Below are 25,426 nucleotides of genomic sequence, written 5' to 3'. Positions count from 1 at the left end.
TTCCCCGGTTCGAGGGCGGCCGGCCGCTGACGCGACCGACGTCGTGCGGCGCTGGGAGCTCCGGGCCGCACGACGTCATGCCGCCGGTCGGATCAGCCGCCCCAGATGCCGGCGTTGGCCTGCTCGGCGGCGCTGTAGTTGGAGTGCGCCTCACCGATCACGACGCCGAGCTGGTTGAGCACGTTGCCGATGTGGGCGGCGGCGGCATCCCACTTGGCCTTGGCCTCCCAGTAGGCCTGGACCGCGTCGCCCTCCCACTGGGACAGCGAGCGCTCCAGGGTGGCCTCGAGGTCGTCGAGCTCGTCGACCAGCGCCCGGTAGGCCAGGGTGAAGTCGGCCTGGGCCTGCTGCATCGCGCCGAAGTTGACCTTGGTGTAGTCCGTCACGTTCCTCGTCCTCCGAGATCAGATGCCGGGGCGGCGGTCAGGTGGTGCCGTTCAGCAGGGCGTTGATCTTGTTGACCGCGTCGGCCTGCTCCTGCTCGGTGCTCTCGTAGCGGATGCGGGTGTCCACCAGCTTGACGTGGATGCCCTCGAGTTCCTGCAGGATCTGCCCCATCTTGGTGTGGAACTCGTTGAAGACCCGGTCGAACGAGACGGACGCGTTGCCCGCCCAGCCGGACATCAGCTGGGCCTTGTGGCCGTCGAGCTTGCTCTGCAGGCCCTTGATGACGCCGGCGGACTGGTCGATCCGCTGCGCGGCCTGGGCCATTGCCGCCCTGTCAGCTGCTGACTGCGGGGCCACAGTTCACCTCCGTGGGAGCGTTGTTGATCTGAGCGTGTCACAAGCACCCCGTACACGAGCCGCACTCGCCCGCTGGACACACGACATCGGCACAACCCTTGTGACCCGAAAGCGCATGTAACACTACGGCTTGCCCCACGGCGTGTCGAGGCGGAAAAGAAAACGATGCCTCATGCGGACACCGGCGAACCAATCCGGCGCCGTCGGCGTCTTACCTACTGCCCCCCGGCTGAAGTGCGGATTTGCAGAGGGGTGACGGCCCGTCGCGGCTCCAGTGCGGGACCTTCGCGAATGAGATGCAGAACACTGGACGGCACCGGAGTCGCCTTGGACGGGTCAAAGCCCAGTTTGGACGCGATTTCCCCGGATGGCAACGCGTAGCGAATCCCCTGGTCGCTGACGAGGGCCAGACTGCTGACCGCCCCGTTGCCCACCGCCTGCCCGACCAGCGCGGCCCCGCCCGGGGGCAGCACCACCTGGTCGACGGACGTACCGCCGCCCGCGCCGGCGCCGAGCTCGGTGCCGGACGGCGGCGGAAGGGTGCCGCCGATGGTCAGCGAGGCCTCGGTGGAGGACCCGGCCGCGAACACCGCGCACAGCGGGTCCGTGGTGTCCCAGGTGGCGAAGCGCGGCAGGGTGCGCGGCAGTTCCTGGTCGTAGAGCTGGGTGGACGACTTGATCGTGCTGGCCGTCGCCACGTCCACCTCCTGGAAGGCGACCTGCTCGCCGGGGTAGGCCTTGGCGGTCTGCGGGTTTCTGAGCAGCAGCTGGGCCTGGGTGTCGGAGATCAGCGCCAGCCGGCCGTCGCCCAGCAGCACGTACCACAGGACGCCTCCCCCGCCGGAGTCGGCGCGGAAGATCTGCCCGACGCGTCCCCGCCCCCGGGCCCAGTCCACCGGCCGCCCCAGGCCGGGGATCGTCGGGGCGGCGAAGTCCCTGGCCGGCTGGACGGCGTTCAGCCAGGTGTCGTCCACCTCCATGGCCAGGGTGCCGCCGGTGATGGTGGGGACCTGGTCGGCGGCCAGGCCGAGCTTCATCTTCCTGCCCTTCCAGATCACCCAGGGCTGGCCGCCCGACTGCACCACCAGTGCCTCCGCCTCGCCGAGGGCGCGTCCGCCGACGCTGCGCCCGGCCACCAGGGTGGTGAAGTTCTGCGGGACGCCGGTCGCCCCCTTGGCGTTGCGCACGCACACCGACCAGGGGCCCTTGATGAGCTGCTTGGGGTCGGGCAGCGAGTCGGGGGCGTCGGGAATGCCGATCATCGGGCCGCGCTCGAACTTGGCCAGCGACTTGCGGGAGACGGTGCGTCGCTCGGGCTTACCCGACTGCAGGGCCAGCAGCGCCGAGGCGTAATTGGCCACCGGCAGCATCTTCTTGCTGTTGGCGTCGTAGATGTACTTGGTGCCGGTCTCCTTCTCGATGATGAGGATGCCGGGCTTGTCCAGGCCCTTGGCGCCGCCGGGCGACAGCAGGCCCCAGATGCCGAAGACACCGGCGATCAGCAGCGCGACCATCGCGCCGGAGAACGCGCCGATGGACAGCCGCTTCATCGGCGACTCGGCGGTGTCGGGCTCGCCCTGCAGCAGCGCCAGCCCGACCCGCTGCATCATCAGCCGGTGGGCCTGGTAGAGGTCTCGGCGGCTTTGCATCAGCGCCTCACCCCGCCAGCCCGCGCACGCGGGCGTAGACGTCCAGGACGGCCAGGGCCAGCGGGATCAGCGTGATCACCACGAGCAGGTCGACGATGTCGCCGGCCCGTCCCCAGAACGGGGTGGGCCGGTGGCCCGGCAGCCACAGCACCACCCCGATCACGATGCCGGTGAGGACCACCAGCGGCACCAGCGCCATCGCCAGCGCGGCCACCTGACCGCCGTGCAGCGCGGTGTGCACCTCCAGCAGGCCGAGCCCGACCAGCCCGGCGACCAGCAGCCAGGCCCGCTGGGCGATGCCGCGGAAGACCCGGGCGCGCAGCAGCAGGGACACCGACATGGCGGCGGTGAGGGTCGGGGCGATCCAGCCGTCCTCGGTGAACAGGAACAGCAGCGCGCCGATGGATACCAGGGCGATGCAGGCGACCAGCCCGGTGGCGAAGCGGTCGGCGGCGGCGGTGCGGGTCAGCACGGTGCGGCCGTCCACCACCTCGGTGTCGTTGCGCAGTTCGTCGGCGTTGGCCGGAACGGGCGGCAGCGGCAGCCGGGCCAGCTTGAACGACAGGGATGGCACCAGGGCGGCGAAGGCCATCAGCAGCACCGCGATGGTGGCGGCGATCCCGGCCGGTTCGGTGTCCTCGAAGAAGAGCGCGATGCCCGCGCCGAGCAGCCCGAACATCCCGGCGAAGAACACCCCGAGGAACGGCGGCAGCCCGTCCGCCACAACGAACGCGGCGATCAGCGCGGCCAGTGCGGTCACCCCGCAGGCGGCCAGCAGATGGGGGGCACCGGTGTGCAGGATCGGCAGGTCCGACTCGGCCGGGCCGAGCAGCCCGGCCAGGAACGCGTGCGGCAGCGCCACATAGCCGAGCATGGTGCCCGCGCCGGAGTCGCCGAACGCCCGCGACAGGGTGGCGGCGCCGATCAGCGCGACCAGCGCGACCGCACCGGCGGCGATGGCGGGGGCGATCCACGGCGGCCCGGACAGCGCGATGACCGCGGCGCCGACCAGCAGCGCCGCGGCGGCGGAGCCCAGCCAGAACGACCTGGTGGTGGCGGGCCGCCAGCGGTCGGGGCGTTCCCGGATGCCGCTGGCGATGACGTCGGCCACGTCGTCGAACGACAGCTCGGGCAGCTGGGCCAGCCGGGGCCGGAAGTAGAGGATCTCGCCGTCCTTGACGCCGAGCTGGCCGAGGTTCTGGGCGAGGTCGAAGGGCGCTTCGTCCAGCCGCTGCAGCACCCAGCCGGAGTGCGCCAGGCCAGTGTCGGCCAGCTCCGCTCCGGCCGCCCGCAGCAGGGTGGGCAGCATATGCGCCAGAGGCACGTCCGACGGCAGGGACAGGTCTATCCGGCGGCGGGGCGCGACGATTGTCACCCTGCACAGTTCGAGGCCAGCGGGGGGGTTCACGAGGTCCCGTCCTCCTAGACGACAACAGCGCGCAGCTTAGGATGATGGCTCGGATCCCGTGAAATCAATCGGCGTATCCAGTCCTGTCCGTATATGACATCATCCGGTCCCGCCGGCTGCGCTAGAGGCGACAAGGGCGGCGTTCGCGGTGGCCGCCTGGGGAGGAGCACATGGGCACCATCCTCATCCGACGTCAGGAACGCCGCCAGCCTCCCCCCACCCCCCGCGGTGAGCTGCTGCTGGAGTCCCCGCCGGAAATCCCGGAAGCACAGAGCGGCGGTTTCCAGGCCGTCCTGATGTATCTGCCGATGGCCGTGATGCCGGTCATGATGGGCCTGATGTTCCTGGGCGGCGGAACCCGCAATCCGCTCATGATGATCAGCAGCGGCGGCATGGCGCTGGCCATGGGCGCGATGATGGTCGGCCAGATGGGGCGGGGCGCCGGGGAGCGCAAGTTCAAGCTGAACGGCGCCCGCCGTGACTACTACCGCTATCTCGGGCAGGCGCGGCGCCGGGTGCGCCGGGCGGCCGAGCAGCAGCGCGAGGCGCTGGAGTGGAACAGCCCGCACCCGGAGTCGCTGTGGTCGCTGGTGATGAGCGCGCGGATCTGGGAGCGCCGCCCGCACGACCAGGACTTCGGCAATGTGCGGATCGGCGTCGGCCCGCAGAAACTGGCGGTGGAGCTGGTGCCGCCGGAGACCAAGCCGATCGAGGACCTGGAGCCGATGACGGCCGGGGCGCTGCGCCGGTTCGTCCGGGCGCACTCGACGGTGCCGAACCTGCCGGTGGCGGTGTCGATGCCGTCGTTCGCGCGGATCGTGCCGATGGGCGAGCCGGAGCCGGTGCGGGCCATGGTGCGCGCGATGCTCGCCCAGATGGCGTCCTTCCACTCCCCCGACGACCTGCGGATCTCGATCTGCGCGTCGGCGGAGGCGATGCCGCACTGGGACTGGGTCAAGTGGCTGCCGCACGCCATGCACCCGGCCGAGACGGACGCGGCGGGCCCGGTGCGGCTGATGTCGACCACGCTGTCGGGGCTGGAGGCCGTGCTCGGCGCCGAGGTCAAGGACCGGGCCCGGTTCTCGCCGGGGCTGAACGGCAACGACATGCCGTACCACGTCGTGGTCGTGGACGGCGGGTCGGTGACCGCCGACTCGCAGATCGGCGCGGACGGCATCAAGAACGTGTGCGTGATCGACCTGTCCGGCTCGGTGGCGCCGACCGCCGACAACACCATGCTGCGGCTGCGGGTGGCCGCCGACCGGATGGCGATGCTGCGGCGCGACCGCACCGGCAAGGACGTGGCGACCGCGCTGGGCAGGCCCGACCAGATGGGCATCGTCCAGGCCGAGGGGCTGGCCCGGCAGCTGGCCCCGCTGCGCGCCAGCGCCGCCTCCGGCGAGGTGGAGCACGACGTGCTGTCGTCGGCGACCACCTTGACCTCGCTGCTGGGCGTGGACGAGCCGGACCGGCTGGACGTGGCGCAGGTGTGGCGACCGCGGGCGCCGCGCAACCGGCTGCGGGTGCCGATCGGGGTGGACACCGAGGGCCGCCCGGTCGACCTGGACATCAAGGAGGCCGCGCAGGGCGGTTTCGGCCCGCACGGGCTGTGCATCGGGGCGACCGGTTCCGGTAAGTCGGAGCTGCTGCGGACGCTGGTGCTGGGCCTGGCGATGACGCACTCGTCGGAGGTGCTGAACTTCGTGCTGGTCGACTTCAAGGGCGGCGCGACGTTCCTGGGGATGGACGGCCTACAGCACGTGTCGGCCATCATCACCAACCTGGAGGACGAGCTTCCGCTGGTCGACCGCATGTACGACGCGCTGCACGGCGAGATGGTGCGGCGGCAGGAGTGGCTGCGGCAGGCCGGCAACTACGCCTCGCTGCGCGACTACGAGAAGGCGCGCGAGCAGGGCGCCCCGCTGCGTCCGATGCCGACGCTGTTCGTGGTGCTGGACGAGTTCTCCGAGCTGCTGAGCGCCAAGCCCGACTTCATCGAGCTGTTCGTGATGATCGGGCGGCTGGGCCGTTCGCTGGGCGTGCACCTGCTGCTGGCTTCGCAGCGGCTGGAGGAGGGCAAGCTGCGCGGCCTGGACACGCACCTGTCGTACCGGATCGGCCTGCGGACGTTCTCGGCGATGGAGTCGCGGGTGGTGCTGGGCGTCCCGGACGCCTACGAGCTGCCGCAGGCGCCCGGCAACGGCTACCTGAAGGTGGGCACGGAGACGATGGTGCGGTTCCGCGCCGCGTACGTGTCCGGGGCGCACAAGCCGCAGCAGCAGCGGGCCGACGCCGGCGGTCCCCGGCTGATCCCGCAGATCGTGCAGTTCGGCCCGGCCTACGTCCCGCCGCAGATCGAGCAGCCGCCGCAGCAGCCGCCGGCGGAGGAGGCGAGCGGCGGTCCCCAGGAGAGCCTGTTCGACCTGGTGGTCAAGCGGCTGGCCGGGCAGGGCCCGCCGGCGCACGCGATCTGGCTGCCGCCACTGGACGAGCCGGCGACGCTGGATGAGATGCTGCCCGGCCTGGCCGAGACCCCCGAGTACGGGTTCACCACGGCGGGCTGGGACGGCCGGGGCCGGCTGCACGCGGCGGCGGGCATCGTGGACCGGCCGTTCGACCAGCGCCGGGACCCGATGTGGCTGGACCTGTCGGGCGCGGCCGGCCATGTGGCGGTGGCGGGCGCCCCGCAGAGCGGCAAGTCCACCGTGCTGCGGACGATCGTCACGTCGCTGGCGCTGATGCACACCCCGCAGGAGGTGCAGTTCTACTGCCTGGACTTCGGCGGTGGCACGCTGGCGGCCCTGGCCGACCTGCCGCACGTGGGCGGGGTGGCGTCCCGGCTGGACCCCGACCGGGTGCGGCGGACGGTCGCGGAGGTCACCACGCTGCTGGAGCAGCGGGAGCGGTTCTTCACCGAGCGGGGCATCGACTCGATCGCCACCTACCGGCGGATGCGGGCCGCCGGCGAGATCGGCGGGGACGGCTTCGGCGACGTGTTCCTGGTGGTGGACAACTGGCTGACCGTCCGCCAGGAGTTCGAGCAGGTGGAGACGGCCATCACCGACGTGGCCGCGCGGGGCCTGGGGTACGGCATCCACGTGGTGGCGGCCACCAACAAGTGGTCGGAGTTCCGCACCACCATCCGCGACCTGTTCGGCACGCGGCTGGAGCTGCGGCTCGGTGATGCCTACGAGTCGGAGATGGACCGCAAGCTGGCCGCCAACGTCCCTGAGGGGCGGCCCGGCCGCGGGCTGACCCGTGAGGGGCTGCACTTCCTGTCGGCGCTGCCGCGCATCGACGGAGTGCCGCAGACCGACGACCTGGCCGCCGGGGTGCGAAACCTGGTGGACACCGTCCGCACCGCCTGGCGGGACCGGCCGGGCGCGCCTCAGGTGCGGATGCTGCCGGAGCTGCTGCCGGCCTCCGCGCTGCCGCAGGCGGCCGAGACCGGGCGGCGGATCCCGATCGGCATCGACGAGGACAACCTGGCGCCGGTGCTGCTGGACTTCGACAACGACCCGCACTTCGTGGTCCTCGGCGACAACGAGTGCGGCAAGTCCAACCTGCTGCGGCTGGTCGTGGAGTCGGTCAAGGCGCGCTACTCGCTCACCGAGGCGCGGCTGATGATCCTGGACTACCACCGCTCGCTGCTGGACTGGGCCGAGGGCGACCACGTCATCGGGTACGCGGCGTCCTCGACCGCGGCGACCTCGCTGATGAACGACACCCGCGAGGCGCTGGTCAACCGGCTGCCGCCGTCCGACCTGACCCCCGAGCAGCTGCGCAACCGCTCCTGGTGGAACGGGCCGGAGCTGTTCCTGGTGGTCGACGACTACGACCTGGTCGCCACCCCGTCGGGCAACCCGCTGGCCCCGCTGGCCGAACTGCTGCCGCAGGCCCGCGACATCGGCATGCACCTGATCGTGGCGCGGTCCATGGGCGGTGCCGGCCGGGCGCTGTTCGACCCCTGTCTGCAGCGGCTGAAGGACATGGCCAGCCCGGCGCTGATCATGTCCGGCTCCAAGGACGAGGGCGCCCTGTTCGGCAACGTCCGTCCGCAGCCGCTGCCCGTGGGCCGCGGCACGTACGTCGACCGGCGCACCGGCACCCGGCTCATGCAGACCGCCGCGCTCACCGAGCACTGACCGCACGCCGAACGGCCGGTTCCGGGTCCTGCCCGGAACCGGCCGTTCGGCGTCCGCAGGCCGCCGGCCGTGCGGCTAGGCGCCGCCGGGGTTCGGGTCGGTCGGGCGGGAGGCGCGGCCGGGGCGCCAGCCGCGGCGGCGGCCGAGCGGGATCACCACGCCGCCGAACAGCAGCAGCAGTGCGGCGCCGACGGCGCCGCCCGCGATGCCCAGCCCCAGGTTGCGGGTGCGGTGGTCGACCGGCGGCACCCCGGCGATCGGGATCGGGGTGGCCTGCCCGCCCTGCCGCGGGAGGTCCTGGCCGGGCTTGACCTCCTCGCTGACCGCGCGCAGCGGGCTGATCATGCCGCGGCCACTGCCGAGGCCGATGTCGCCGTCGGCGGTGGCCATGATCTGGCGGATGACCTGCTGGTAGGTCAGTTTGGGGAAGCGGGAGCGGACCAGCGCGGCGACCCCGGCGGCGTAGGGGGCGCCGTAACTGGTGCCGTTCAGTCCGGCCGCGTAGCCCCTGGGGGGCTGGGTGGAGATCACGTTCTGCCCCGGCGCCGCCACGTCCACCCGCGACTTGATGTTGGAGAAGCCGGAGATGCTGCCCGTCTCGTCGGCCGCGGCCACCGACAGCACCCCCCGGTAGCTGGCGGGGTAGGCCGGGGTCTCGGTGCCCTTGCGCTCGTCGGGGACGTTGCCCGCCGCGGCCACGATCAGCGCGTCCTTTGACTGCGCGAACCGCACGGCGTCCCGCAGCGCCCGGGTGTCCGGCGCCGCCGCCGACACGTTGATCACCTGGGCGCCCTGCTCGGCCGCCCACCGGATCGCCCGGGGCAGCTGGGTGTTGTCGGAGGTGGAGGAGCCGTCGGTGAACTTCGCCGAGACCAGCTTGACCTCCGGGGCCACGCCCAGGAAGGGCACGTTCCGCCGCCGGTGGTCGGCGGCGGCGATGATGCCGGCGACCTGCGTGCCGTGCCCGTTGCAGTCCTGGGTGAGCGTTCCGACGGTGGTGTGGCTCTTGACCAGCCGGTCGGCGTACTGGGGATGGCCGGGCGCCACCCCGCTGTCGACCACGGCGACCGTGACGCCCGCGCCCTTGGTGAGATCCCATGCCTGCTCGAAATCCAGCCGCCGCTGCGGCCAGGGCTCCTCGGTGATCTGGCCGGCCGGAAATCCCTGCTGCGGGTTGCACTGGACCTGCGGGGCGGGCCGCCGGTCGCCCGGATCATCGGGCTCGTTCGGCTCGGCCGACCGGCTGGGCGTCCTGGACGCGGTGGGCGCCGCCTGCGGGCGCGTCCCCGCGTCGGGCGCCGATGCCAGCGCCGGCGGCACCGCCACGGCGGCCACCAGTCCGACACAGATCCCCGCCGCGACCCCCGCTGTTCGCATGCCCCAACTCCCTGGCGGTGTCCTGGCCGATCCGAGGCCAGACTCTAACCCAATCCCGGCGCACCGGGCATGGCTCCGGCGTCCACGTCGGACGCGCCGGACCACCGGTGAACTCTCGGTGAACCTGGCTTATGTCCAGATGAACGTAATATGTTCGGCCCCATGAAAGCCGAGGATCTCTTTGGCAGTTCGCTGCGCGACCTTCAAGAGCGCATGGGTCACCTCGAAGAGGTGCAGGACCGGATTCGCAACCTGGCCGTCACCGCCGAGAGCGAGGACAAGCTCATCAGCGCGACGGTGGGCCCTGGAGGCCGCCTGTACGAGCTGAAGCTCGATCCCAGAGTGCGCAGGCTGGAGACGCACGAACTCGCCGAGCGCATCGTCACCATGGTGAACGAGGCCACCGAACTGCTTCAGGAGGCGACCGCGGAAACCGTCCAGACACTGATGCCGGAAGGCGTCGGGGAGATGTTCACCCTGCCGGGTCAGGACCGAGAGGGGCGCTGATCGATGTTGGAGCTCCATGGGAAGGTCCTGATGGACGCCGCCACGGACCTGCTCGGGCGAAAGGGCGAGCTCAGCAGGGAACTGTCCCTCGCCGTCAGTGCCCTCAACGGTCTGGGCGCCTTCTGGGGAGGCGACGAGGCGGGGCAGGCCTTCTATACAGGCCAGGGCGGAGGCGGCGGTTACCAGACCCGGTCCCAGGCCATCGTCACCGAGATCGAAGCGATCATCGACGGCTACGAGAAGACGGCCCTGGGCCTGCAGCAGATGTCCCGCAACACCGACCAGGCGAACTGGAACGTCGTCATCTCGCTGCCCAAGGTGTCGAAGTGAGCGCCCCGGACAATCTGGTCCTGCAGATCCTGGCCTGGGTCGGTGGTGCGACCGCCTGGCCGGAGGGCGACGCCGACCAGGCCCGCGAGGCGGCGCGGATCTGGAACCAGCTCGCCGAGAAGGTGGAGACGAACGCCGATCAGGCCACCTCGGACGTCGCCTCGGTCTGGCTCAGGAACGAGGGCGAGGGCGTCGAGGCCTTCAAGAAGTTCTGGACCAAGAACTTCGGCGGCCAGATCATGGGCCCCTCCCTCGCCGAGCCGTACCCCCAGCAGGTGGCCGAGCACGCCCGCCGGGTCGCGCAGGCCTGCGAGGCCTACGCCGAAGCGATCGAGAAGCACGAGAACGCGCTGACGATCATCGCCTGGGTCACCTGGACCAACATCCTGTTCACCATCTCCTGGGGATGGGTCACCGGCTGGGCCGGGATCGGCGCCCAGTTGCTGCTGATCCGCAACCGGACCGCGGTGGCGGTGGCGGCCCAGCAGACCCTGTTCCGGCGGATCATGCTGAAGATCGTCGAGTGGATGCTCGACTCCCTCGGTTACGCGGCCGGCCAGCAGATCGTGCAGCTGGGCACCTTCGCCGTGGGCGACCTGTTCATGGACTACGACGACGACACCAAGCGGGTCCTCGGGTTCGACCCCTACTCCGGGAAGGCCAACCTCGAGCAGTTCGGCAGGGGGTTCCTGGCGAACATGGCCTTCGACGCCAGCATGGACGGCGCCACGCCGCTCATGCGCCGTGTCCCCGGGGCCGCCGCCTTCTTCGACTCCGCCGGGAAGAGCGGCCTGCCCAACCGCCTGCTCTCGCTCGGCGGCCGGATGGTGGGCACGAACATGTACACGATCACCGACAACTGGCTGCAGGGCAAGCCTCCGGAGGACTGGCTGCCCAGCGGCCAGCAGGAGGTGGCCAAGTTGTTCATGCACGTCCCCCGGCTCGCCAAGAACCCCGCCAAGGGACCCATCGGAGCTCCGTGATGGGCCCCATCGGAGCTCCGTGATCCGGGCACGGCGGGTGCCGTCGCGCTCCGGCGCCCGCCGGGGCGCCGCCGTGGCCCTCGGGGCAGCGCTGCTGACGGCGGCGGCGCTGCTCGGCGCCTGGACGGTGCGCTCCATGGACGGGCCCTGGGGCAGCCCCGGCCGGCCGGGCACGTTGATCGTCGAACGGTGCACGGCCGGGCCCCCGGCGGGCGGCACCCCGCCGACGATGAGGTGCGTGGGGACCTTCACCCCCGACCGGTCCGGGCCCGCCGTCCCGGGGGTCAGCCTCAGCGGACCGGTGCGGCCCTGGTCGGCCGGGGACATCCGCCGGGCCAGGCTCCCGGAGGGCTCACGGCGCGCGTACACCGGCGGCAGCGGCGACTGGATGGTCCCCCTGGGCTTCGCGGCCGTCCTGCTGCTCGCCGGAGTGACCGCGACCGGCACCGGCCTCGGGCTGTGGCGCGGTCGCCCGGACGTCCGCTGAACGGCTCAGGGCGGGGTGGAACACGAAGGCCCCGTCGCCGGGCGGAGCCGGGGACGGGGCCTTCGGACGGCCTGGGGCCGGGTCAGATGGCGACCTCGAGGTTGGCGACCTCGCCGACCTTGGCGGTCACGGTGTTGTCGACGCTGACGCCGCCGGCGGCCAGCACCCGCACCGTCCAGTCGCCGTCGGCGGCGAAGAAGCGGAACACGCCCTCCTCGCCGGTCACGACCTCGGCGGTGAACTCGCCGGAGGAGTCCAGCAGCCGGGCATAGGCGCTGGACACCGGGGCGCCGTCACGGGTGACCGTGCCCTGGATGACCGCCTCGTTGGCCAGGTCGACCGTGGCGGGCAGGTGCGCCGTCTGGGCGGGCGCCGCGCATCCCTGAGTCATCGTTACTCCAATCTCCGCTGAGAGACCTGATCGCTTGTGGGGAGGGGCCCCTCGCCTGGAGGGGCGCCCTGCGCGGGCGCGGGCGCCCGCGGCTCCTTACTTGGCCTCGCCGAGCTCGATCGGGACGCCGACCAGCGAGCCGTACTCGGTCCAGGATCCGTCGTAGTTCTTCACGTCCGGCAGACCCAGCAGCTCGCGCAGCGCGAACCAGGTGTGCGAGGAGCGCTCACCGATCCGGCAGTAGGCGATGATGGGCTTGTTCAGGTCCACCCCGGCCTCGCTGTAGAGGGCGCGCAACTCCTCGTCGGACTTGAACGTGCCGTCGTCGTTGGCCGCCTTGGACCACGGGATGCTGCGCGCGGTCGGCACGTGGCCGGCGCGCTGCGCCTGCTCCTGCGGCAGGTGGGCCGGGGCCAGCAGCTTGCCGGAGAACTCGTCGGGCGAGCGGACGTCGATCAGGCCCTTGGTGCCGATCGCCTCGACGACCTCGTCGCGGAAGGCGCGGATCGCCAGGTCCTGGTCCTTGGCCTGGTACTGGGTGGCCGGCCGGGACGGCACGTCGGTCACCAGCTCGCGGGAGTCCAGCTCCCACTTCTTACGGCCGCCGTCCAGCAGCTTGACCTTGTCGTGGCCGTAGAGCTTGAAGTACCAGTACGCGTAGGCCGCGAACCAGTTGTTGTTGCCGCCGTAGAGGATGACCAGGTCGTCGTTGGCGATGCCCTTGGCCGACAGCAGCTGCTCGAAGCCGGTCTTGTCGACGAAGTCGCGCCGCACCGGGTCCTGCAGCTCGGTCTTCCAGTCGATCTTGATGGCGCCACGGATGTGGCCCTTGTCGTAGGCGGACACGTCCTCGTCGACCTCGACGAGGACCAGGCCCGGGTCGTCCAGGTGGCTCTGCACCCATTCGGCGTCCACCAGGACGTCGGAGCGGCTCATACGGAGACCTCCCTCTCGGAGCGGTTGAGTGGAATCACACGGCGGATCAGCAGATACATCTCGCAGCCGAGGCAGAACCCGAACGCCGCGTTCAGGAACGCCGCCCCCAGCGCGAAGGCGGTGGCACCAATGCCGAGCCACTCGGTCCCCAAGGCGTATCCGGCCGTCCCCACCACGGCGAAGACCAAACCGACCCCCTGGGCGAACCGGGGCGGTGCGGCGGCCTCCAACTCCGCGGGCGGGCCGATCCGGGGCCTGACCAGGGCCTGGTAGATCAGCCCGTACGGGGCGTACCGCAGGCCGGCAAGGGCTCCGACGGCGAACACCACGGCCTGGGCGGCGAGCAGCTCCCAGCTGCCGGTCACCAGCACGATCACCAGGATGACGGTGGTGATGCCTGCGGCCATGCGCTGCCCACGCGGATCGACCTGCATCAGGGTGCTCCAGGTGCTGAGACTGGAAGGCGGGTGGGAGGAGACTCAGAGGGGCTCTGAAAAAGGGCTCGATGCCTCAGACCACGCGACAGAGCGAGGCGGACACGCGGCAGAAGTCCACCGCGCGACGCTTCGTGAGCATCTGCTCTGTCCAGTAACGCACGTTCCCGATGGTAGGCGTTGTCTCGCACGATGTCACTTCTGTCTCGGGTCGCGAGACGGTGACGTTCGTCTCCGCGCAGGTCGGCGCCCCGGGGCCGTCGAATCGGGCGGGTGGCCGGTCAGCCGATCGCGGCGCCGAGGGCGGCGATCACGTCGGCTCGGCGGGGCGCCCCGGCGGCCCGCCGGACGACGTTCCCGGCGGCGTCGAGCACCAGGACGGTGGGGGTGCGGACGATGCCGAGCCGCCGGACCAGGTCCAGGTGCGCCTCGGCGTCGATCTCGACGTGCGCGACCCCGTCCACCATGGCGGCGACGTCCGCCAGCACCCGGCGGGTGGTCCGGCAGGGCGCGCAGAACGCGGTGGAGAACTGCACCAGCGTCGCCCGTTCACCCAGCTCGGCGCCCAGCTCGGCGGGGCTCAGCCGGTCCCGTGACCCGTCCAGGCCGCTCCCCTTTCCCGCGCGCAGCCGGCCGTCACGGCGCCGCCGGACGAGTCCGAACACCGTGGCTGTGAGCAGCACCAGGGCCGCGACGAATGCACCGGTCATCGTGACCGGACAACCTACCGGCCCGCCGGATTCTTCCCGGAGCCGGTCACCTTCGCCCGCACGCGCGTGCGTGGGCGCCGTGTCCGGCCGGGGCGGTCAGGCGGGGATGACGAGCAGCTTCCGGCCGTCGTCGGTGACGACCTGGAAGGAGGTCACCCGATCGCGCTGGAACATGGTCGATCCGGTGAACGTGCTGTAGCTCCGGTAGGCCACCTCCCAGCTGCCCATGGAGTCCCGCCGCCCGTAACGGTCCACCGCCTCCAGCCGGCAGTGGCTTCCCAGCGGAACCCCCTTGAGGTGCAGCTCGGCCTGGGTGCCCGACCGCTTCGTGGTCACCACCAGCCTGGCCGACGCACCCGTACGGGCGTCAGAGGCGTACAGCTCCTCCACCTCGTGCGACGGCGACGGCTGGGGACGGGTCTGGGACGGGCTTGGGGGCTGGGCCACCGGGGGCGGCGAGCCGTCGAACCTGCCGCTGAGGAACCCGCCGAACAGTGCCACCACCACCAGCGCCACGGCCGCGGCGGCGATCAAGGGGGTCCAGCGCCCGCTCCAGTGGCCGCGCCCCTGCCCGTCCCGCCGGCCGAGCCGCGGCAGGCGGCCGCGGCGTTCGGCCGCCGCCCGCGCCAGCAGCGGTTCCAGCAACTCACCCGGCGGCTCGGCCAGCGCGGTGAGCTGGCTCTCGCTGACCCGGCCCAGCAGCGCGGGCAGCCCCGCCAGGCCGGCCAACTCGTCCCGGCAGGCCGGGCAGGCGGTCAGGTGCGCGTCCACCATGGACCGCTCGGCCGGGTCGATGGCGCCGAGCACGTAGACCCCCAGCGAGACGCGCACGTCCTCGCACGCCATGCTCATGGCGCCAACCCCCGCTCCTCCAAGGCGAGCTTCAGCGCACGCAGCGCGTAGTAAGTCCGCGACTTCACGGTGCCGGCCGGAATGCCCAGCACCTTGGCGGCCTCGGCCACCGACCGCCCCCGGTAGTAGGTCTCCAGAAGCACCGCGCGGTGCGGCGGGCTCAGGTCCGCCAGCGCCTCGGCCACCATCCAGGACTCCAGCGCCCGGTCGATGTCGTCGCCGCCGTCGGGCAGCGCGGCGTGCTCGTGCAGCCCGGTCTCCGGCGGCCTGGACTGCCGGGCCCGGTGCGCGTCCACCACCAGGTTGCGGGCCACGGTGAACAGCCACGGGCGCACCGGCCGCCCGGTGAGGGCCTCGGGATGCCGCCAGGCCCGCACCAGGGTCTCCTGGACGACGTCCTCGGCCTGCTGCCGGTCTCCGCCGGTCAGCCGCAGGGCGTATCCGAGCAGCGGGCCGCCGTGCTCGGCGTAGAGCGCGCGCAGCAGCCGTTCGTCCGCGGTGGATCCCACGCCGGTGACACGTATGTCCGCCCGGTCCGGTTCACCGGGAGGATCAGCCCGCCGCGAGGGCACCCAGGTTGACGTTCTGGGCGGTGGCGGCGACCCGTACTCCGTCGGGGGTGACCTCGACCCGGCTGATGCGCGAGCCGATCGGCAGGTCCCGGACGGGCACTGTCCAGGCGAGCTGCTGGCGCACCAGGTTCACCGGGATCTGCACGCCGCCGGTACCGACGGAGCGGGGGGTGAACCGCACCCCTCCCTCCGTGGCCTCCACCGAGACCACCGCGGTGCCGCTGACCGGGAGGCCGCCGAGCGAGCCGGACAGGTCCACCTGTAGGTCGGGGCCGTTGGCCTTGATCCCGGTGACCTGCTTGGGCGCGTACTGCCGCATCAGCTCGTAGGGGATGACCGCCGAGGCGTTGGCGGCGCGTACCACGACGTTGGCGGTGTTGCCGGCGGTGACCTGGTCGAGCGGCGCCTGGACACCGCGCATCTCGATGCGCACGTCCTTCACCGTGACGCGCTGCTGGGTGTAGTCGCCGACCGCCACGTCGATCCGGTCGTACTCGCCGCCGATGGCCTGGGTGAGGAACGGGAAGCCGTGGATGGTCACCTCCGGCCGGCGCGGCAGGTCGTACTGGGCGGCGACGCGTTCGCCGATCTCGTTCTGCACCATCCGCACCCCGATCCGGTCGGCCGCGATCACGCCGCCGACCAGCAGGATCAGGAACACGACCAGAACCTTGCGCATACGCTCTCCTCACGCCGCCGACCGTGCCCGCCAACATAAACGCTGCCCGGCCCCGCCGAGTTCACGACAGCGGGCTCCGGCGGCCGGTCATCGGTCCGTATTCAGGGTCAGATCGCCGAATCCGGCCGCAGGTTCGAGGCGTCCGCCCGATGGCGGGACAGTGTGAGATCAGCCACCCGCGAACGGTGGCAGCACCTCGATCGTGCCGCCCTCGGGCAGCAGCACGCCCTCGTGTGGGCGGACGCCGACCGGGGCGCCGTCGATGAGGAAGGAGCTGCGACCCACCACCCGGGCGAATTCCGCATCCCTTGCCCGCAGGGCGTTGTGCAGAGCCTCGGCCAGCGTGGCGGCCTCGTACGGCTCGGCCTCGACCCCCGCGGCGGCGCGCGCCGCCGCCCAGTACCTGATCGTTCCCCTGGCCATGCGTCCCAGGATCTCATTCTCGCAACGTCCGAAACCGGGCGGACACCCGCCATTGCCCCAAGGGACGCCTCGGATATCCTCGTGTCGAGGGATCCGGGCGATGAGGCCCCCGGGTCCTTGACGTCTTTTATGGGCGGGAGGCGGCCCTTTGAGCAGCTTGCTCTTGCTCACCAACGCACTTGAGCCCTCCGATGAGGTGCTCCCCGCGCTGGGGTTGTTGTTGCACTCGACACGCGTTGCCCCCGCGGAGGCTTCCGCGCTGATCGACGCACCGCCGGCCGACGTGGTCCTGGTCGACGCCCGCCGTGACCTGGTGCAGGCCAAGAGCCTGTGCCGGCTGCTGCGGACGACCGGGCTGGACTGTCCGCTGCTGGCCGTCGTCACCGAGGGGGGGCTGGCCGCGCTCAGCCCCGAGTGGGGCCTGGACGACGTACTGCTGCAGAGCGCCGGTCCCGCCGAGGTGGAGGCCCGGCTGCGGCTGGCCGTCGGCAGGGTCGCCGCCGGCGAAGCCGACGACGTGCCCGGCGAGATCCGCAGCGGTGACCTGACCATCGACGAGGCGACCTACACGGCGCGGCTGCGTGGGCGCGTACTGGACCTGACGTTCAAGGAGTTCGAGCTGCTGAAGTACCTCGCGCAGCATCCGGGACGGGTGTTCACCCGCGCCCAGCTGCTGCAGGAGGTATGGGGCTACGACTACTTCGGCGGCACCCGGACCGTGGACGTGCACGTACGGCGGCTGCGGGCCAAGCTCGGCGCCGAGTACGAGTCGCTGATCGGAACGGTCCGCAACGTCGGCTACCGGTTCGTCCCGGACCACCGTCCGGGCGAGGCGGAGGCCCGGGAGCCGGTGCGCTCCTGACATTGGAACGATCCGCCCGCCTCCCGAGGCGGCCGGATCGGCCGGAGTCCCCGAAGCGACCTGGTGTCCGCGGGACGATCCGGGCCTGACTAGGGTGGCGCTCATGGGCGAGCGCGATCTGGTCATCACGGACGGTCTGGGGGAACCGCAGGCGGGCGAGGTGCTCGCGCTGGCGGAGGCCGCCACCCGGCGGGACGGCGTGGCCCCGCTGTCGGAGCAGTCGCTGCTGACCCTGCGCGCCGGCCGGGCCCACGCGCTGCTGGTCCTGGAGGACGGCGCCGTCGCCGCCTACGCCCATGTCGACCCCGTTCCCGAGGAGGACGGCGGGGGCGCGTCGGGCGAGCTCGTCGTCCACCCCGACCGGCGGGGCCGGGGGCACGGGCGGGCGCTGCTGCGGGCGCTGCGGGAGGAGGCCCGCGGGCCGCTGCGGGTGTGGGCGCACGGCGACCTGCCCGCCGCCGCGGCGCTGGCCGGCTCCGAGGGCCTGCGGCGGGTGCGGGTGCTGCTCCAGATGCGGCGCCCCTTCGACGGGACTCCGCTGCCGGAGGTGACCGTCCCGGACGGGGTGCAGATCCGCGCGTTCGAGGTCGGCCGTGACGAGGACGCCTGGCTGCGGGTCAACGGACGCGCCTTCGCCGACCACCCCGAGCAGGGGGCGTGGACCCTGGAGGACGTGCGCGCCCGCCAGAACGAGCCCTGGTTCGACCCGGCGGGCCTGTTCCTGGCCGAACGGGACGGCCAGGTGATCGGCTTCCACTGGACCAAGGTCCATCCCGAACCCGTCGGCGAGGTCTACGTGGTGGGGGTCGACCCGTCCGCCCAGGGCCTGGGCCTGGGCCGCGTCCTCACTCTGGTCGGCCTGCACCACCTGCGCGAGCGCGGGCTGCCGGCGGTCATGCTGTACGTGGACGAGGCCAACCGGCCGGCGGTCCGCCTGTACGAGTCCCTCGGCTTCACCCGCCACGCGGTCGACGTGATGTACGGAGCCCCGCCGGTCGCCTGACCGCGGCGGAGCGAGGGCCGGCCCACCGGCCCCACAGATGTCCCGGGCACCTCCGGTCCCTCCGGGTTGACCAGGGGTGTTAACCCGCTGTCCATGCCGAATCGGGGCATTCTTCGCGGCACTGCCCAGTCCAGTTCACTCGTCGTTCATCTGGATCAGGGTGGCTATACACCTGACCTGCTTAGCGTCGCCTGCGACGGTGACCCCATGCCTGCAACGACAACGGGGATGCACCGCACGACGACTAAGAGGAGAACCCCCGGTGAAGAACGGCTCTCGACTCGCTGCCCTCGGTGGTGTGGTCGTTGCGGGCGCGCTGGCGCTGTCCGCGTGTGGCTCCGACAACAACGCGGGCACCGACGCCTCCAACGCGCCGACCGGCAAGGTCGACTGCGTCAAGGGCACGGTGAACGCCGCCGGCGCCAGTTCCCAGAAGAACGCCATTGAGGAGTGGAAGAAGATCTACGCCCAGCAGTGCGCGGGCGCCACCCTCAACTACAACCCGGCCGGCTCGGGGGCCGGCATTCAGGCGTTCCTGGCCGGCCAGGTGTCCTTTGCCGGTTCGGACTCGGCGCTGGATGCCGAGGAGGCCCCCAAGGCGCAGCAGCGTTGCCAGGGCAACCCCGCTTGGAACCTTCCCATGGTGGTCGGCCCGGTCGCGGTGATCTACAACCTGCAGGGCGTGGACGGCCTGCAGCTCAAGCCGGAGACGCTGGCGTCGATCTTCGCCGGCAAGATCAAGAAGTGGAACGACCCGGCGATCGCCAAGGACAACCCGGACGCCCAGCTGCCCGACAACGACATCAAGCCGATCCACCGGGCCGACGAGTCGGGCACCACCGAGAACTTCACCGACTACCTCGGTAACGTCGCCGGGGACGTGTGGAAGTGGGAGGCCGAGAAGAAGTGGCCGACCGAGGCCGGCGGCCAGGGCGCGCCCAAGTCCGACGGTGTGGTGACCGTCCTCAAGCAGACCCAGGGCGGCATTTCCTACGTCGAGATGTCCTTCGCCACCAAGAACAGCCTGCAGACCGCCAAGATCGCCAACGGTGCGGGTGAGTTCGTGGAGGTCTCCGAGCAGAGCGTGGGCAGCGCGCTGGACGGGGCCAAGATCGTCGGCCAGGGCAACGACCTGGCGATGGAGCTGGACTACAACACCAAGACGGCCGGGGCCTACCCGATCTTCCTGGTCACCTACGAGGTCGTCTGCTCCAAGGGCCTGCCCGCCGACCAGGCCCAGTTCGTCAAGGCCTTCCTGAAGTACACCGCCAGCGAGGACGGCCAGAAGGTGCTGACCGAGGCCGGTTACGCGCCGCTGTCCGACGGCCTGGCCACCAAGGTCCGCGCGTCCATCGAGGCGTTGTCCTGACGGACGACGACCACCCGTTCCGCAGCCCCGCCACCGGTGATCTCGGTAGCGGGGCCGCCGCGGGTTCGGCACCCGGTAACCGAGAAGGAGACAGTTCCGTGACCAGCGAGATCGACGTCGGCCAGCGGACCGACACAGCGGGCAACGGCCGGGCCGGTGGCCGCCGGATGAGCACCGGCCGCCTGGGTGACCAGATCTTCGCACACTCCGCCCGGGGTTCCGGCGTCGTGCTGCTGGCCATCATGGCCGCGATCGCGGTGTTCCTGATCTGGCGGGCGGTCCCCGCCCTGCGGGCCAATGAGGCCAACTTCCTGACAGAACAGGAGTGGAACCCCAACGCCACCCCGCCGGTGTTCGGCATCGCGCAACTGGCCTTCGGCACGCTGATGTCGTCGTTCCTGGCGCTGCTGATGGCCACCCCGGTGGCGATCGGGATCGCGTTGTTCATCTCCTTCTACGCGCCCCGCCGGCTGGCGTCCGGGCTCGGCTACCTGGTGGACCTGCTGGCCGCGGTGCCGAGCATCGTGTACGGGCTGTGGGGCCTGCACTACTTCGGCACCAAGATGGACGACGTCGGCCGCTTCCTCAACGACTACTTCAGCTGGATCCCGCTGTTCGGCGGGGACAGCGTGGGCGGCCGCTCGCTGCTGACCGCCTCGGTGATTCTGGCGATCATGATCCTGCCGATCATCTCGTCCATCACCCGCGAGGTGTTCCTGCAGGTTCCGACGGCCAACGTGGAGGCCGCGCTGGCACTGGGCGCCACCCGCTGGGAGACGATCCGGATGGCGGTGCTGCCGTTCGGCCGCTCCGGCATGATCAGCGCCGCGATGCTCGGGCTGGGCCGGGCGCTGGGCGAGACCATCGCGGTGGCCATGGTGCTGTCCACCGCCAGCGGGATCAGCATCCACATCCTCAAGGACGGCGGCAACACCATCGCCGCCAACATCGCCAACAGCTTCGCCGAGGCCGGCGAGACCGGGCGGGGGGCGCTGATCGCCTCCGGTCTGGTGCTGTTCGTCATCACCCTGATCGTCAACATGGGCGCCCGCGCGATCGTGGCCCGGCGGAAGGAGTTCGTGTGAGCGTCAAAGGCGCCGAACTCGAGCTGAAGAGCCTGCCGAGGGTCTCGGCTCGGCGCAGGATGGCCGACCGCACCGTGCAGAGCCTGGTCTACGCGGCGTTCGTCATCGCGATCATCCCGCTGGTGTCGGTGCTGTGGATGGTCGTCACCCGCGGCATGGAACGACTGGACCTGGACTTCCTGACGTTCTCCATGAACGGGCTGTCCAGCAGCGACGAGGGCGGCGGCGCCAACCACGCGATCGTGGGAACGCTGCAACAGGTCGGGCTGACCGCCGTGATGGCGGTGCCGCTGGGCATCCTGACCGGCGTCTACCTGGTGGAGTACGGCGGCAACAGCCGGCTGGCCCGGGTCATCACGTTCTTCGTGGACGTCATGACCGGCATCCCGTCCATCGTCGCGGGCCTGTTCATCCTGGCCTTCTGGCTGCTGGCGCTGGGCTTTGAGTACTCCGGCTTCGCCGGGGCGCTGGCGCTGGCCATCCTGATGATGCCGACGGTGGTGCGGGCCACCGAGGAGATGCTCAAGCTGGTCCCGAACGACCTGCGCGAGGCGTCGTACGCGCTGGGCGTGCCGCGCTGGCGCACCATCTGCTTCGTGGTGCTGCCCACCGCGCTGACCGGCATCGTCACCGGCGTGATGCTGGCGGTGGCCCGGGTGATGGGCGAGACCGCCCCGCTGCTGCTGCTGGTCTTCATCACCGACGCGATCAACTCCAACCCCTTCGAGGGACCACAGGGCTCGCTGCCGACCTTCATCTGGTACCAGGCCGGTGACCCCAACCCGCAGGCGATCGAGCGGGCCTGGGCCGCCGCGCTCACCCTGATCCTGATCATCATGCTGCTCAACCTGGGCGCGCGGCTGCTCGCCCGGCTGCGCAAGCCCGTGTCCCGTTAGGAGCCGCCCCATGGCCAAGCGCATCGAAATCTCCGGGCTGCACGCCTACTACGGTGCGGTCCACGCCATCGAGGACATCTCGATGACGGTCGAGCCGCGTTCCGTCACCGCGTTCATCGGCCCGTCGGGCTGCGGAAAGTCCACGTTCCTGCGCACCCTCAACCGGATGCACGAGGTGATCCCGGGCGCCCGCGTCGAGGGCAAGGTGATGCTCGACGACGAGGACCTGTACGGGTCGGACGTCGACCCGGTCGCGGTGCGGCGGGTGGTCGGCATGGTGTTCCAGCGGCCCAACCCGTTCCCCACCATGTCGATCTACGACAACGTGGCCGCCGGGCTGAAGCTCAACGGGGTGCGCCGCAAGTCCCAGCTCGACGAGATCGTCGAGCGCTCACTCAAGGGCGCCAACCTGTGGAACGAGGTCAAGGACCGGCTGAGCCGGCCGGGCGCCGGCCTGTCGGGCGGTCAGCAGCAGCGGCTGTGCATCGCCCGCGCCATCGCGGTGCAGCCGCAGGTGCTGCTGATGGACGAGCCCTGCTCGGCGCTGGACCCGATCTCCACACTGGCCATCGAGGACCTGATCGCGGAGCTGAAGAGCCAGTACACCATCGTGATCGTGACCCACAACATGCAGCAGGCCGCCCGGGTCAGCGACCGCACCGCGTTCTTCAACATCGCCGGCACCGGCAAGCCCGGCAAGCTGATCGAGATCGACGACACCAGCAAGATCTTCACCAACCCGTCGGAGAAGGCCACCGAGGACTACATCACCGGCCGCTTCGGCTGACCTCGGCTGATGCGAAAGGGGCGGGGCGCACCGCACCGAGTGCGGTGCGCCCCGCCCCTCACACGACCGTGGGCGAACGACCCTGTCGGAGACCGCAAAGCCCCGGGGCTTTGCGGTCCTCGGTCCCAGAGACCTCGCCGGCGGGCCCGCGCTCCGTCACGGCGGAGCCGCGGTCATGAGCACGCTCAGGCGCCGAAGAGGTGGACGATCCAGTAGACGACTGCGGCCACCAGGGCGGCCATCGGCATGGTCAGCACCCAGGCCATCACGATGTTGCCCGCCACGCCCCAGCGCACGGCCGACAGCCGCTTGGTGGCGCCGACGCCCATGATGCAGGACGTGATCGTGTGGGTGGTGGAGATTGGAGCGTGCCAGACGTAAGCGGCCAGGTACAGGATCGAGGAGGCGGTCGCCTCGGCCGCGAAGCCCTTGGGCGGGTCCAGTTCGATCACCTTGCGGCCCAGCGTGCGCATGATGCGCCAGCCGCCCGCGTAGGTGCCGGCCGCCAGCACGCTCGCGCAGGCGAAGACCACCCACAGCGGCACTCCCTCACCGTTGGAGTGACCGGTGGTGACCAGCGCCAGCACGATGATGCCCATCGTCTTCTGCGCGTCCTGCAGGCCGTGGCCCAGCGCCATCGACGCCGCCGACAGCGACTGGGCGATGCGGAACCGGCGGCCCACCTTGCGCGGGCTGGCCCGGCGGAAGGTCCACAGCAGGGCCACCATCACCAGGTAGGCCAGGCAGAAGCCGACGACCGGGGAGACCACCATCGGGATGGCCACCTTGTCGACGACCTTGTCCCAGCTCACCGTGGACGCCGAGGCCAGGCCCGCGCCCACCACGCCGCCGATCAGGGCGTGCGAGGACGAGGAGGGCAGCCCGAAGTACCAGGTGATCAGGTTCCAGGTGATCGCGCCGAGCACCCCGGCGGCCACCACGGTCAGCCCGTGCAGTCCGGTCGGCGGGGTGATCACCTCACTGACGGTCTTGGCGACCTCCACCCCGAGCAGCGCGCCCAGCAGGTTCATCACCGCGGCCATCAGCAGCGCGGCGCGCGGGGTCAGCGCCCGGGTGGACACCGAGGTGGCGATGGCGTTGGCCGCGTCGTGGAAGCCGTTGGTGTAGTCGAAGCCCAGCGCGATCACGATGACCAGCACCAGCACCGCGGTCTGCGCGTCCGAGCGGAGCCCGACCGCCCCGCCGAGGATGACCAGCAGGATCAGGGCCAGCAGCCCCAGCCACGCTTTGCCCGGCACTCTGGCGGCCTGCTCGCTCAGCGGCGGAGGAACCTTGGGATCGGCCGGCCTGGCCAGGACCAGGTCCTCCTTCTCGGGCGCGCTCACGGCCGTTCCTCCACGAGCACCGGACGGCACCGCGCGGTCCGCCGACATCGCGTCGTCATGATTCCTTGACCGCGATGGTCTCGATGGTGTTGGCCACCTGCTCGAAGGCGTCGGCGGCCTCCTCCAGCCGGTCGATGACCTCCTTGAGCTTCATCACCATCAGCGCGTCGTAGCCGCCACCGAACAGCTGGGCCAGCAGCCGGCGGTAGACCTGGTCGCCCTGGTTCTCCAGCCGGTTGATCTCGATCCAGTACTCGTTGAGCTCCTTCATCGAACGCAGCCGGGGCATCGCCTCGGCGGTCAGCTCGGCGGCCCGCTCCAGGATCTCGACCTGCTGCACGATCTCTTTGGGCAGCTGCTCGATCTTGTAGAGCACGACCAGGTCGGCGGCCTCCTCCATCTCGTCCATCACGTCGTCTATCCGGGAGGCCAGCCGGTAGATGTCCTCCCGGTCGAAGGGGGTGATGAACGTTTCGTTCAACCGGTGCATGATCGCGTGAGTGCACTCGTCGCCCGCATGCTCGCAGGCGCGCATCTTCTCCGCGATGGCTTCCCGGTCGGCGCCGTCGCTGATGAGTTCCACGAGCAGCCTGGCCGCCGTGACCAGGTTGTTCGCCGAGTCGGCGAACATGTCGTAGAAGCTGTCCTCACGCGGCGTGAGACGCAGTCGCACGTCGTACTCCTGAAGTGCCGGAACAATCCGCAGAGGATCGTAGGCGTTACCAGCCCGAAAAAGAACCTTCTCCTGTTCTTCGGAAGGTGGACGCCCTCCCCTTACCTTCCAGGTTGCCCTAGATCACGCTGTGCACACGCCGGGAGGTGGGACGCCCTCCGGGCATCACATGGTGCCGTATGCCCTCGGCCCGGCGATCGCCGCCCCGGGATTTCCCACGACATCGGGCCTTTCGCGGCCCGCCCCCGCCGGATGTCCGGATACCGGCCCGGGGTACGTGCCGCCGGGGCCGTCGGTGGCCGCCGAGCGGTCGTCCGGACCGGTGACATTCATAACAAACCGGCCAGGTGCCCGAGGCGGACATGCGAAACGGCCGGGGCGCGTCCCCGGCGGGGCGCGCCCCGGCCGTACCGGGAAGAACTACTACTGTGGCGTCAGCTCGCGACGACCGGTCACGTCCTCAGGACGAACCCCGAGCACCATGTCGATCTCGTCGGTGGTCAGCGGCCGCTCGGCCGAGGCCACCGCGCTCAGGATCTCGGAGTAGAGCTCGATCTCGTCCAGCGCGACACGGTCGTGGACGCGCAGGTCGATCTGCTGGCGCACCGCGTCCACCTCCAGGGGATCATCCCCGCGTACGCGGGGGGCAGCCTCCGTTCGTTCCTCCACACCCACAGCCGAGGCTACGCGCCGCGCCCCGCGCGGCACATGACCCAAGAGGGCCATTCGGTAGCCACCCTTAAGAAGGGTCCATCCCACCGCGAGAGGGGTGCTGCGG

The 25,426-nt window shown here is 71.0% G+C and carries 28 protein-coding genes; 11 read left to right on the top strand and 17 right to left on the bottom strand.

All coding sequences use genetic code 11. The features are described 5' to 3' along the window. Window positions 1–92: 92 nt before the first annotated feature. The 4 genes from C4U03_RS25465 to eccD form a co-directional block, all read right to left on the bottom strand. Window positions 93–386: a WXG100 family type VII secretion target gene (locus C4U03_RS25465; protein ID WP_103940814.1), complete on the bottom strand. Its 294-nt coding sequence runs from the start codon at window positions 384–386 to the stop codon at window positions 93–95. A 37-nt stretch (window positions 387–423) separates the two neighbouring features. Continuing rightward, window positions 424–744, bottom strand: coding sequence for a WXG100 family type VII secretion target (locus C4U03_RS25460; protein WP_268817535.1), 321 nt, complete (start codon window positions 742–744; stop codon window positions 424–426). A gap of 215 nt (window positions 745–959) precedes the next feature. Continuing rightward, complete coding sequence (eccB, locus tag C4U03_RS25455) at window positions 960–2,393, bottom strand: type VII secretion protein EccB (protein ID WP_103940810.1); 1,434 nt, start codon at window positions 2,391–2,393, stop codon at window positions 960–962. A 7-nt stretch (window positions 2,394–2,400) separates the two neighbouring features. Beyond that, the gene (eccD, locus tag C4U03_RS25450) at window positions 2,401–3,801 is read right to left on the bottom strand and encodes a type VII secretion integral membrane protein EccD (RefSeq protein WP_103940808.1); all 1,401 of its coding nucleotides are present in this window, start codon (window positions 3,799–3,801) and stop codon (window positions 2,401–2,403) included. 170 nt (window positions 3,802–3,971) lie between these two features. Here eccD and eccCa point away from each other — a divergent pair, with 170 nt between their 5' ends. Continuing rightward, entirely contained in the window at window positions 3,972–7,946 is a 3,975-nt protein-coding gene (gene eccCa, locus C4U03_RS25445; protein WP_103940806.1) for a type VII secretion protein EccCa, read from the top strand. Between the two features lie 75 nt (window positions 7,947–8,021). Here eccCa and C4U03_RS25440 read toward each other — a convergent pair whose 3' ends face one another. Next, a complete protein-coding gene (locus C4U03_RS25440; protein ID WP_103940804.1) occupies window positions 8,022–9,323 on the bottom strand; it encodes a S8 family peptidase in 1,302 nt (433 codons plus the stop codon). Between the two features lie 162 nt (window positions 9,324–9,485). On the opposite strand from C4U03_RS25440, the gene C4U03_RS25435 reads away from it, so the two are divergent. The 4 genes from C4U03_RS25435 to C4U03_RS25420 are packed head-to-tail and all read left to right on the top strand — an operon-like array spanning window position 9,486 to window position 11,630. Beyond that, window positions 9,486–9,830: a YbaB/EbfC family nucleoid-associated protein gene (locus tag C4U03_RS25435; protein ID WP_103940910.1), complete on the top strand. Its 345-nt coding sequence runs from the start codon at window positions 9,486–9,488 to the stop codon at window positions 9,828–9,830. 30 nt (window positions 9,831–9,860) lie between these two features. After that, window positions 9,861–10,160 carry a hypothetical protein gene (locus tag C4U03_RS25430; RefSeq protein WP_146087519.1) on the top strand — a complete coding sequence of 100 codons (300 nt, stop codon included), beginning with the start codon at window positions 9,861–9,863 and terminating at the stop codon, window positions 10,158–10,160. Beyond that, window positions 10,157–11,143 (top strand): WXG100-like domain-containing protein, encoded by a 987-nt coding sequence (locus tag C4U03_RS25425; protein ID WP_103940800.1) that lies wholly within the window; start codon window positions 10,157–10,159, stop codon window positions 11,141–11,143. The genes C4U03_RS25430 and C4U03_RS25425 overlap by 4 nt, the downstream gene beginning before the upstream one ends. A gap of 19 nt (window positions 11,144–11,162) precedes the next feature. After that, a complete protein-coding gene (locus C4U03_RS25420; protein ID WP_103940798.1) occupies window positions 11,163–11,630 on the top strand; it encodes a hypothetical protein in 468 nt (155 codons plus the stop codon). Between the two features lie 82 nt (window positions 11,631–11,712). Here the strand turns inward: C4U03_RS25420 and C4U03_RS25415 are convergent, their stop codons facing one another. The 9 genes from C4U03_RS25415 to C4U03_RS25380 form a co-directional block, all read right to left on the bottom strand. Beyond that, window positions 11,713–12,021 (bottom strand): DUF1416 domain-containing protein, encoded by a 309-nt coding sequence (locus tag C4U03_RS25415; RefSeq protein ID WP_103940796.1) that lies wholly within the window; start codon window positions 12,019–12,021, stop codon window positions 11,713–11,715. A gap of 96 nt (window positions 12,022–12,117) precedes the next feature. Continuing rightward, the gene (locus C4U03_RS25410; RefSeq protein ID WP_103940794.1) at window positions 12,118–12,957 is read right to left on the bottom strand and encodes a sulfurtransferase; all 840 of its coding nucleotides are present in this window, start codon (window positions 12,955–12,957) and stop codon (window positions 12,118–12,120) included. Then, window positions 12,954–13,391 carry a DUF4395 domain-containing protein gene (locus tag C4U03_RS25405; protein WP_103940792.1) on the bottom strand — a complete coding sequence of 146 codons (438 nt, stop codon included), beginning with the start codon at window positions 13,389–13,391 and terminating at the stop codon, window positions 12,954–12,956. The genes C4U03_RS25410 and C4U03_RS25405 overlap by 4 nt, the downstream gene beginning before the upstream one ends. A 76-nt stretch (window positions 13,392–13,467) precedes the next feature. Further along, a complete protein-coding gene (locus C4U03_RS43030; RefSeq protein ID WP_407701453.1) occupies window positions 13,468–13,533 on the bottom strand; it encodes a putative leader peptide in 66 nt (21 codons plus the stop codon). A gap of 139 nt (window positions 13,534–13,672) precedes the next feature. Continuing rightward, window positions 13,673–14,101 (bottom strand): thioredoxin family protein, encoded by a 429-nt coding sequence (locus C4U03_RS25400; RefSeq protein ID WP_103940790.1) that lies wholly within the window; start codon window positions 14,099–14,101, stop codon window positions 13,673–13,675. 96 nt (window positions 14,102–14,197) lie between these two features. Continuing rightward, a complete protein-coding gene (locus tag C4U03_RS25395; protein WP_103940788.1) occupies window positions 14,198–14,953 on the bottom strand; it encodes an anti-sigma factor family protein in 756 nt (251 codons plus the stop codon). Then, window positions 14,950–15,462, bottom strand: a complete 513-nt coding sequence (locus C4U03_RS25390; protein WP_327373626.1) for a sigma-70 family RNA polymerase sigma factor — start codon at window positions 15,460–15,462, stop codon at window positions 14,950–14,952. The genes C4U03_RS25395 and C4U03_RS25390 overlap by 4 nt, the downstream gene beginning before the upstream one ends. A 43-nt stretch (window positions 15,463–15,505) precedes the next feature. After that, the gene (locus C4U03_RS25385) at window positions 15,506–16,204 is read right to left on the bottom strand and encodes an LmeA family phospholipid-binding protein (RefSeq protein ID WP_103940786.1); all 699 of its coding nucleotides are present in this window, start codon (window positions 16,202–16,204) and stop codon (window positions 15,506–15,508) included. Between the two features lie 168 nt (window positions 16,205–16,372). Then, entirely contained in the window at window positions 16,373–16,627 is a 255-nt protein-coding gene (locus tag C4U03_RS25380) for a MoaD/ThiS family protein (protein ID WP_103940784.1), read from the bottom strand. A 148-nt stretch (window positions 16,628–16,775) separates the two neighbouring features. Here C4U03_RS25380 and C4U03_RS25375 point away from each other — a divergent pair, with 148 nt between their 5' ends. The 6 genes from C4U03_RS25375 to pstB all read left to right on the top strand — a co-directional run bounded on the left by C4U03_RS25375 (window position 16,776) and on the right by pstB (window position 22,629). Further along, a complete protein-coding gene (locus C4U03_RS25375; RefSeq protein WP_103940782.1) occupies window positions 16,776–17,489 on the top strand; it encodes a winged helix-turn-helix transcriptional regulator in 714 nt (237 codons plus the stop codon). A gap of 103 nt (window positions 17,490–17,592) precedes the next feature. Then, window positions 17,593–18,492, top strand: a complete 900-nt coding sequence (gene mshD / locus C4U03_RS25370) for a mycothiol synthase (RefSeq protein ID WP_103940780.1) — start codon at window positions 17,593–17,595, stop codon at window positions 18,490–18,492. A 262-nt stretch (window positions 18,493–18,754) separates the two neighbouring features. Further along, complete coding sequence (gene pstS, locus C4U03_RS25365) at window positions 18,755–19,861, top strand: phosphate ABC transporter substrate-binding protein PstS (RefSeq protein WP_103940778.1); 1,107 nt, start codon at window positions 18,755–18,757, stop codon at window positions 19,859–19,861. 98 nt (window positions 19,862–19,959) lie between these two features. Further along, window positions 19,960–20,946, top strand: coding sequence for a phosphate ABC transporter permease subunit PstC (pstC, locus tag C4U03_RS25360; RefSeq protein ID WP_103940776.1), 987 nt, complete (start codon window positions 19,960–19,962; stop codon window positions 20,944–20,946). Beyond that, window positions 20,943–21,842: a phosphate ABC transporter permease PstA gene (pstA, locus tag C4U03_RS25355; protein WP_327373622.1), complete on the top strand. Its 900-nt coding sequence runs from the start codon at window positions 20,943–20,945 to the stop codon at window positions 21,840–21,842. The genes pstC and pstA overlap by 4 nt, the downstream gene beginning before the upstream one ends. 10 nt (window positions 21,843–21,852) lie before the next feature. Further along, window positions 21,853–22,629 (top strand): phosphate ABC transporter ATP-binding protein PstB, encoded by a 777-nt coding sequence (gene pstB / locus C4U03_RS25350; protein ID WP_103940774.1) that lies wholly within the window; start codon window positions 21,853–21,855, stop codon window positions 22,627–22,629. Between the two features lie 185 nt (window positions 22,630–22,814). Here pstB and C4U03_RS25345 read toward each other — a convergent pair whose 3' ends face one another. The 3 genes from C4U03_RS25345 to C4U03_RS25335 all read right to left on the bottom strand — a co-directional run bounded on the left by C4U03_RS25345 (window position 22,815) and on the right by C4U03_RS25335 (window position 25,317). Beyond that, entirely contained in the window at window positions 22,815–23,975 is a 1,161-nt protein-coding gene (locus C4U03_RS25345; protein WP_456119806.1) for an inorganic phosphate transporter, read from the bottom strand. Window positions 23,976–24,030: 55 nt separating this feature from the next. Next, window positions 24,031–24,648, bottom strand: a complete 618-nt coding sequence (locus C4U03_RS25340; RefSeq protein ID WP_103940772.1) for a DUF47 domain-containing protein — start codon at window positions 24,646–24,648, stop codon at window positions 24,031–24,033. 423 nt (window positions 24,649–25,071) lie between these two features. Continuing rightward, the gene (locus C4U03_RS25335; protein ID WP_235018110.1) at window positions 25,072–25,317 is read right to left on the bottom strand and encodes a hypothetical protein; all 246 of its coding nucleotides are present in this window, start codon (window positions 25,315–25,317) and stop codon (window positions 25,072–25,074) included. Window positions 25,318–25,426: the final 109 nt, after the last annotated feature.

Source organism: Thermomonospora echinospora, from assembly GCF_900108175.1.
GTDB classification, from domain to species: domain Bacteria; phylum Actinomycetota; class Actinomycetes; order Streptosporangiales; family Streptosporangiaceae; genus Thermomonospora; species Thermomonospora echinospora.
The sequence above is the reverse complement of the archived record's forward strand: the minus strand, read 5'-3'. Positions and strand labels throughout refer to the sequence as shown.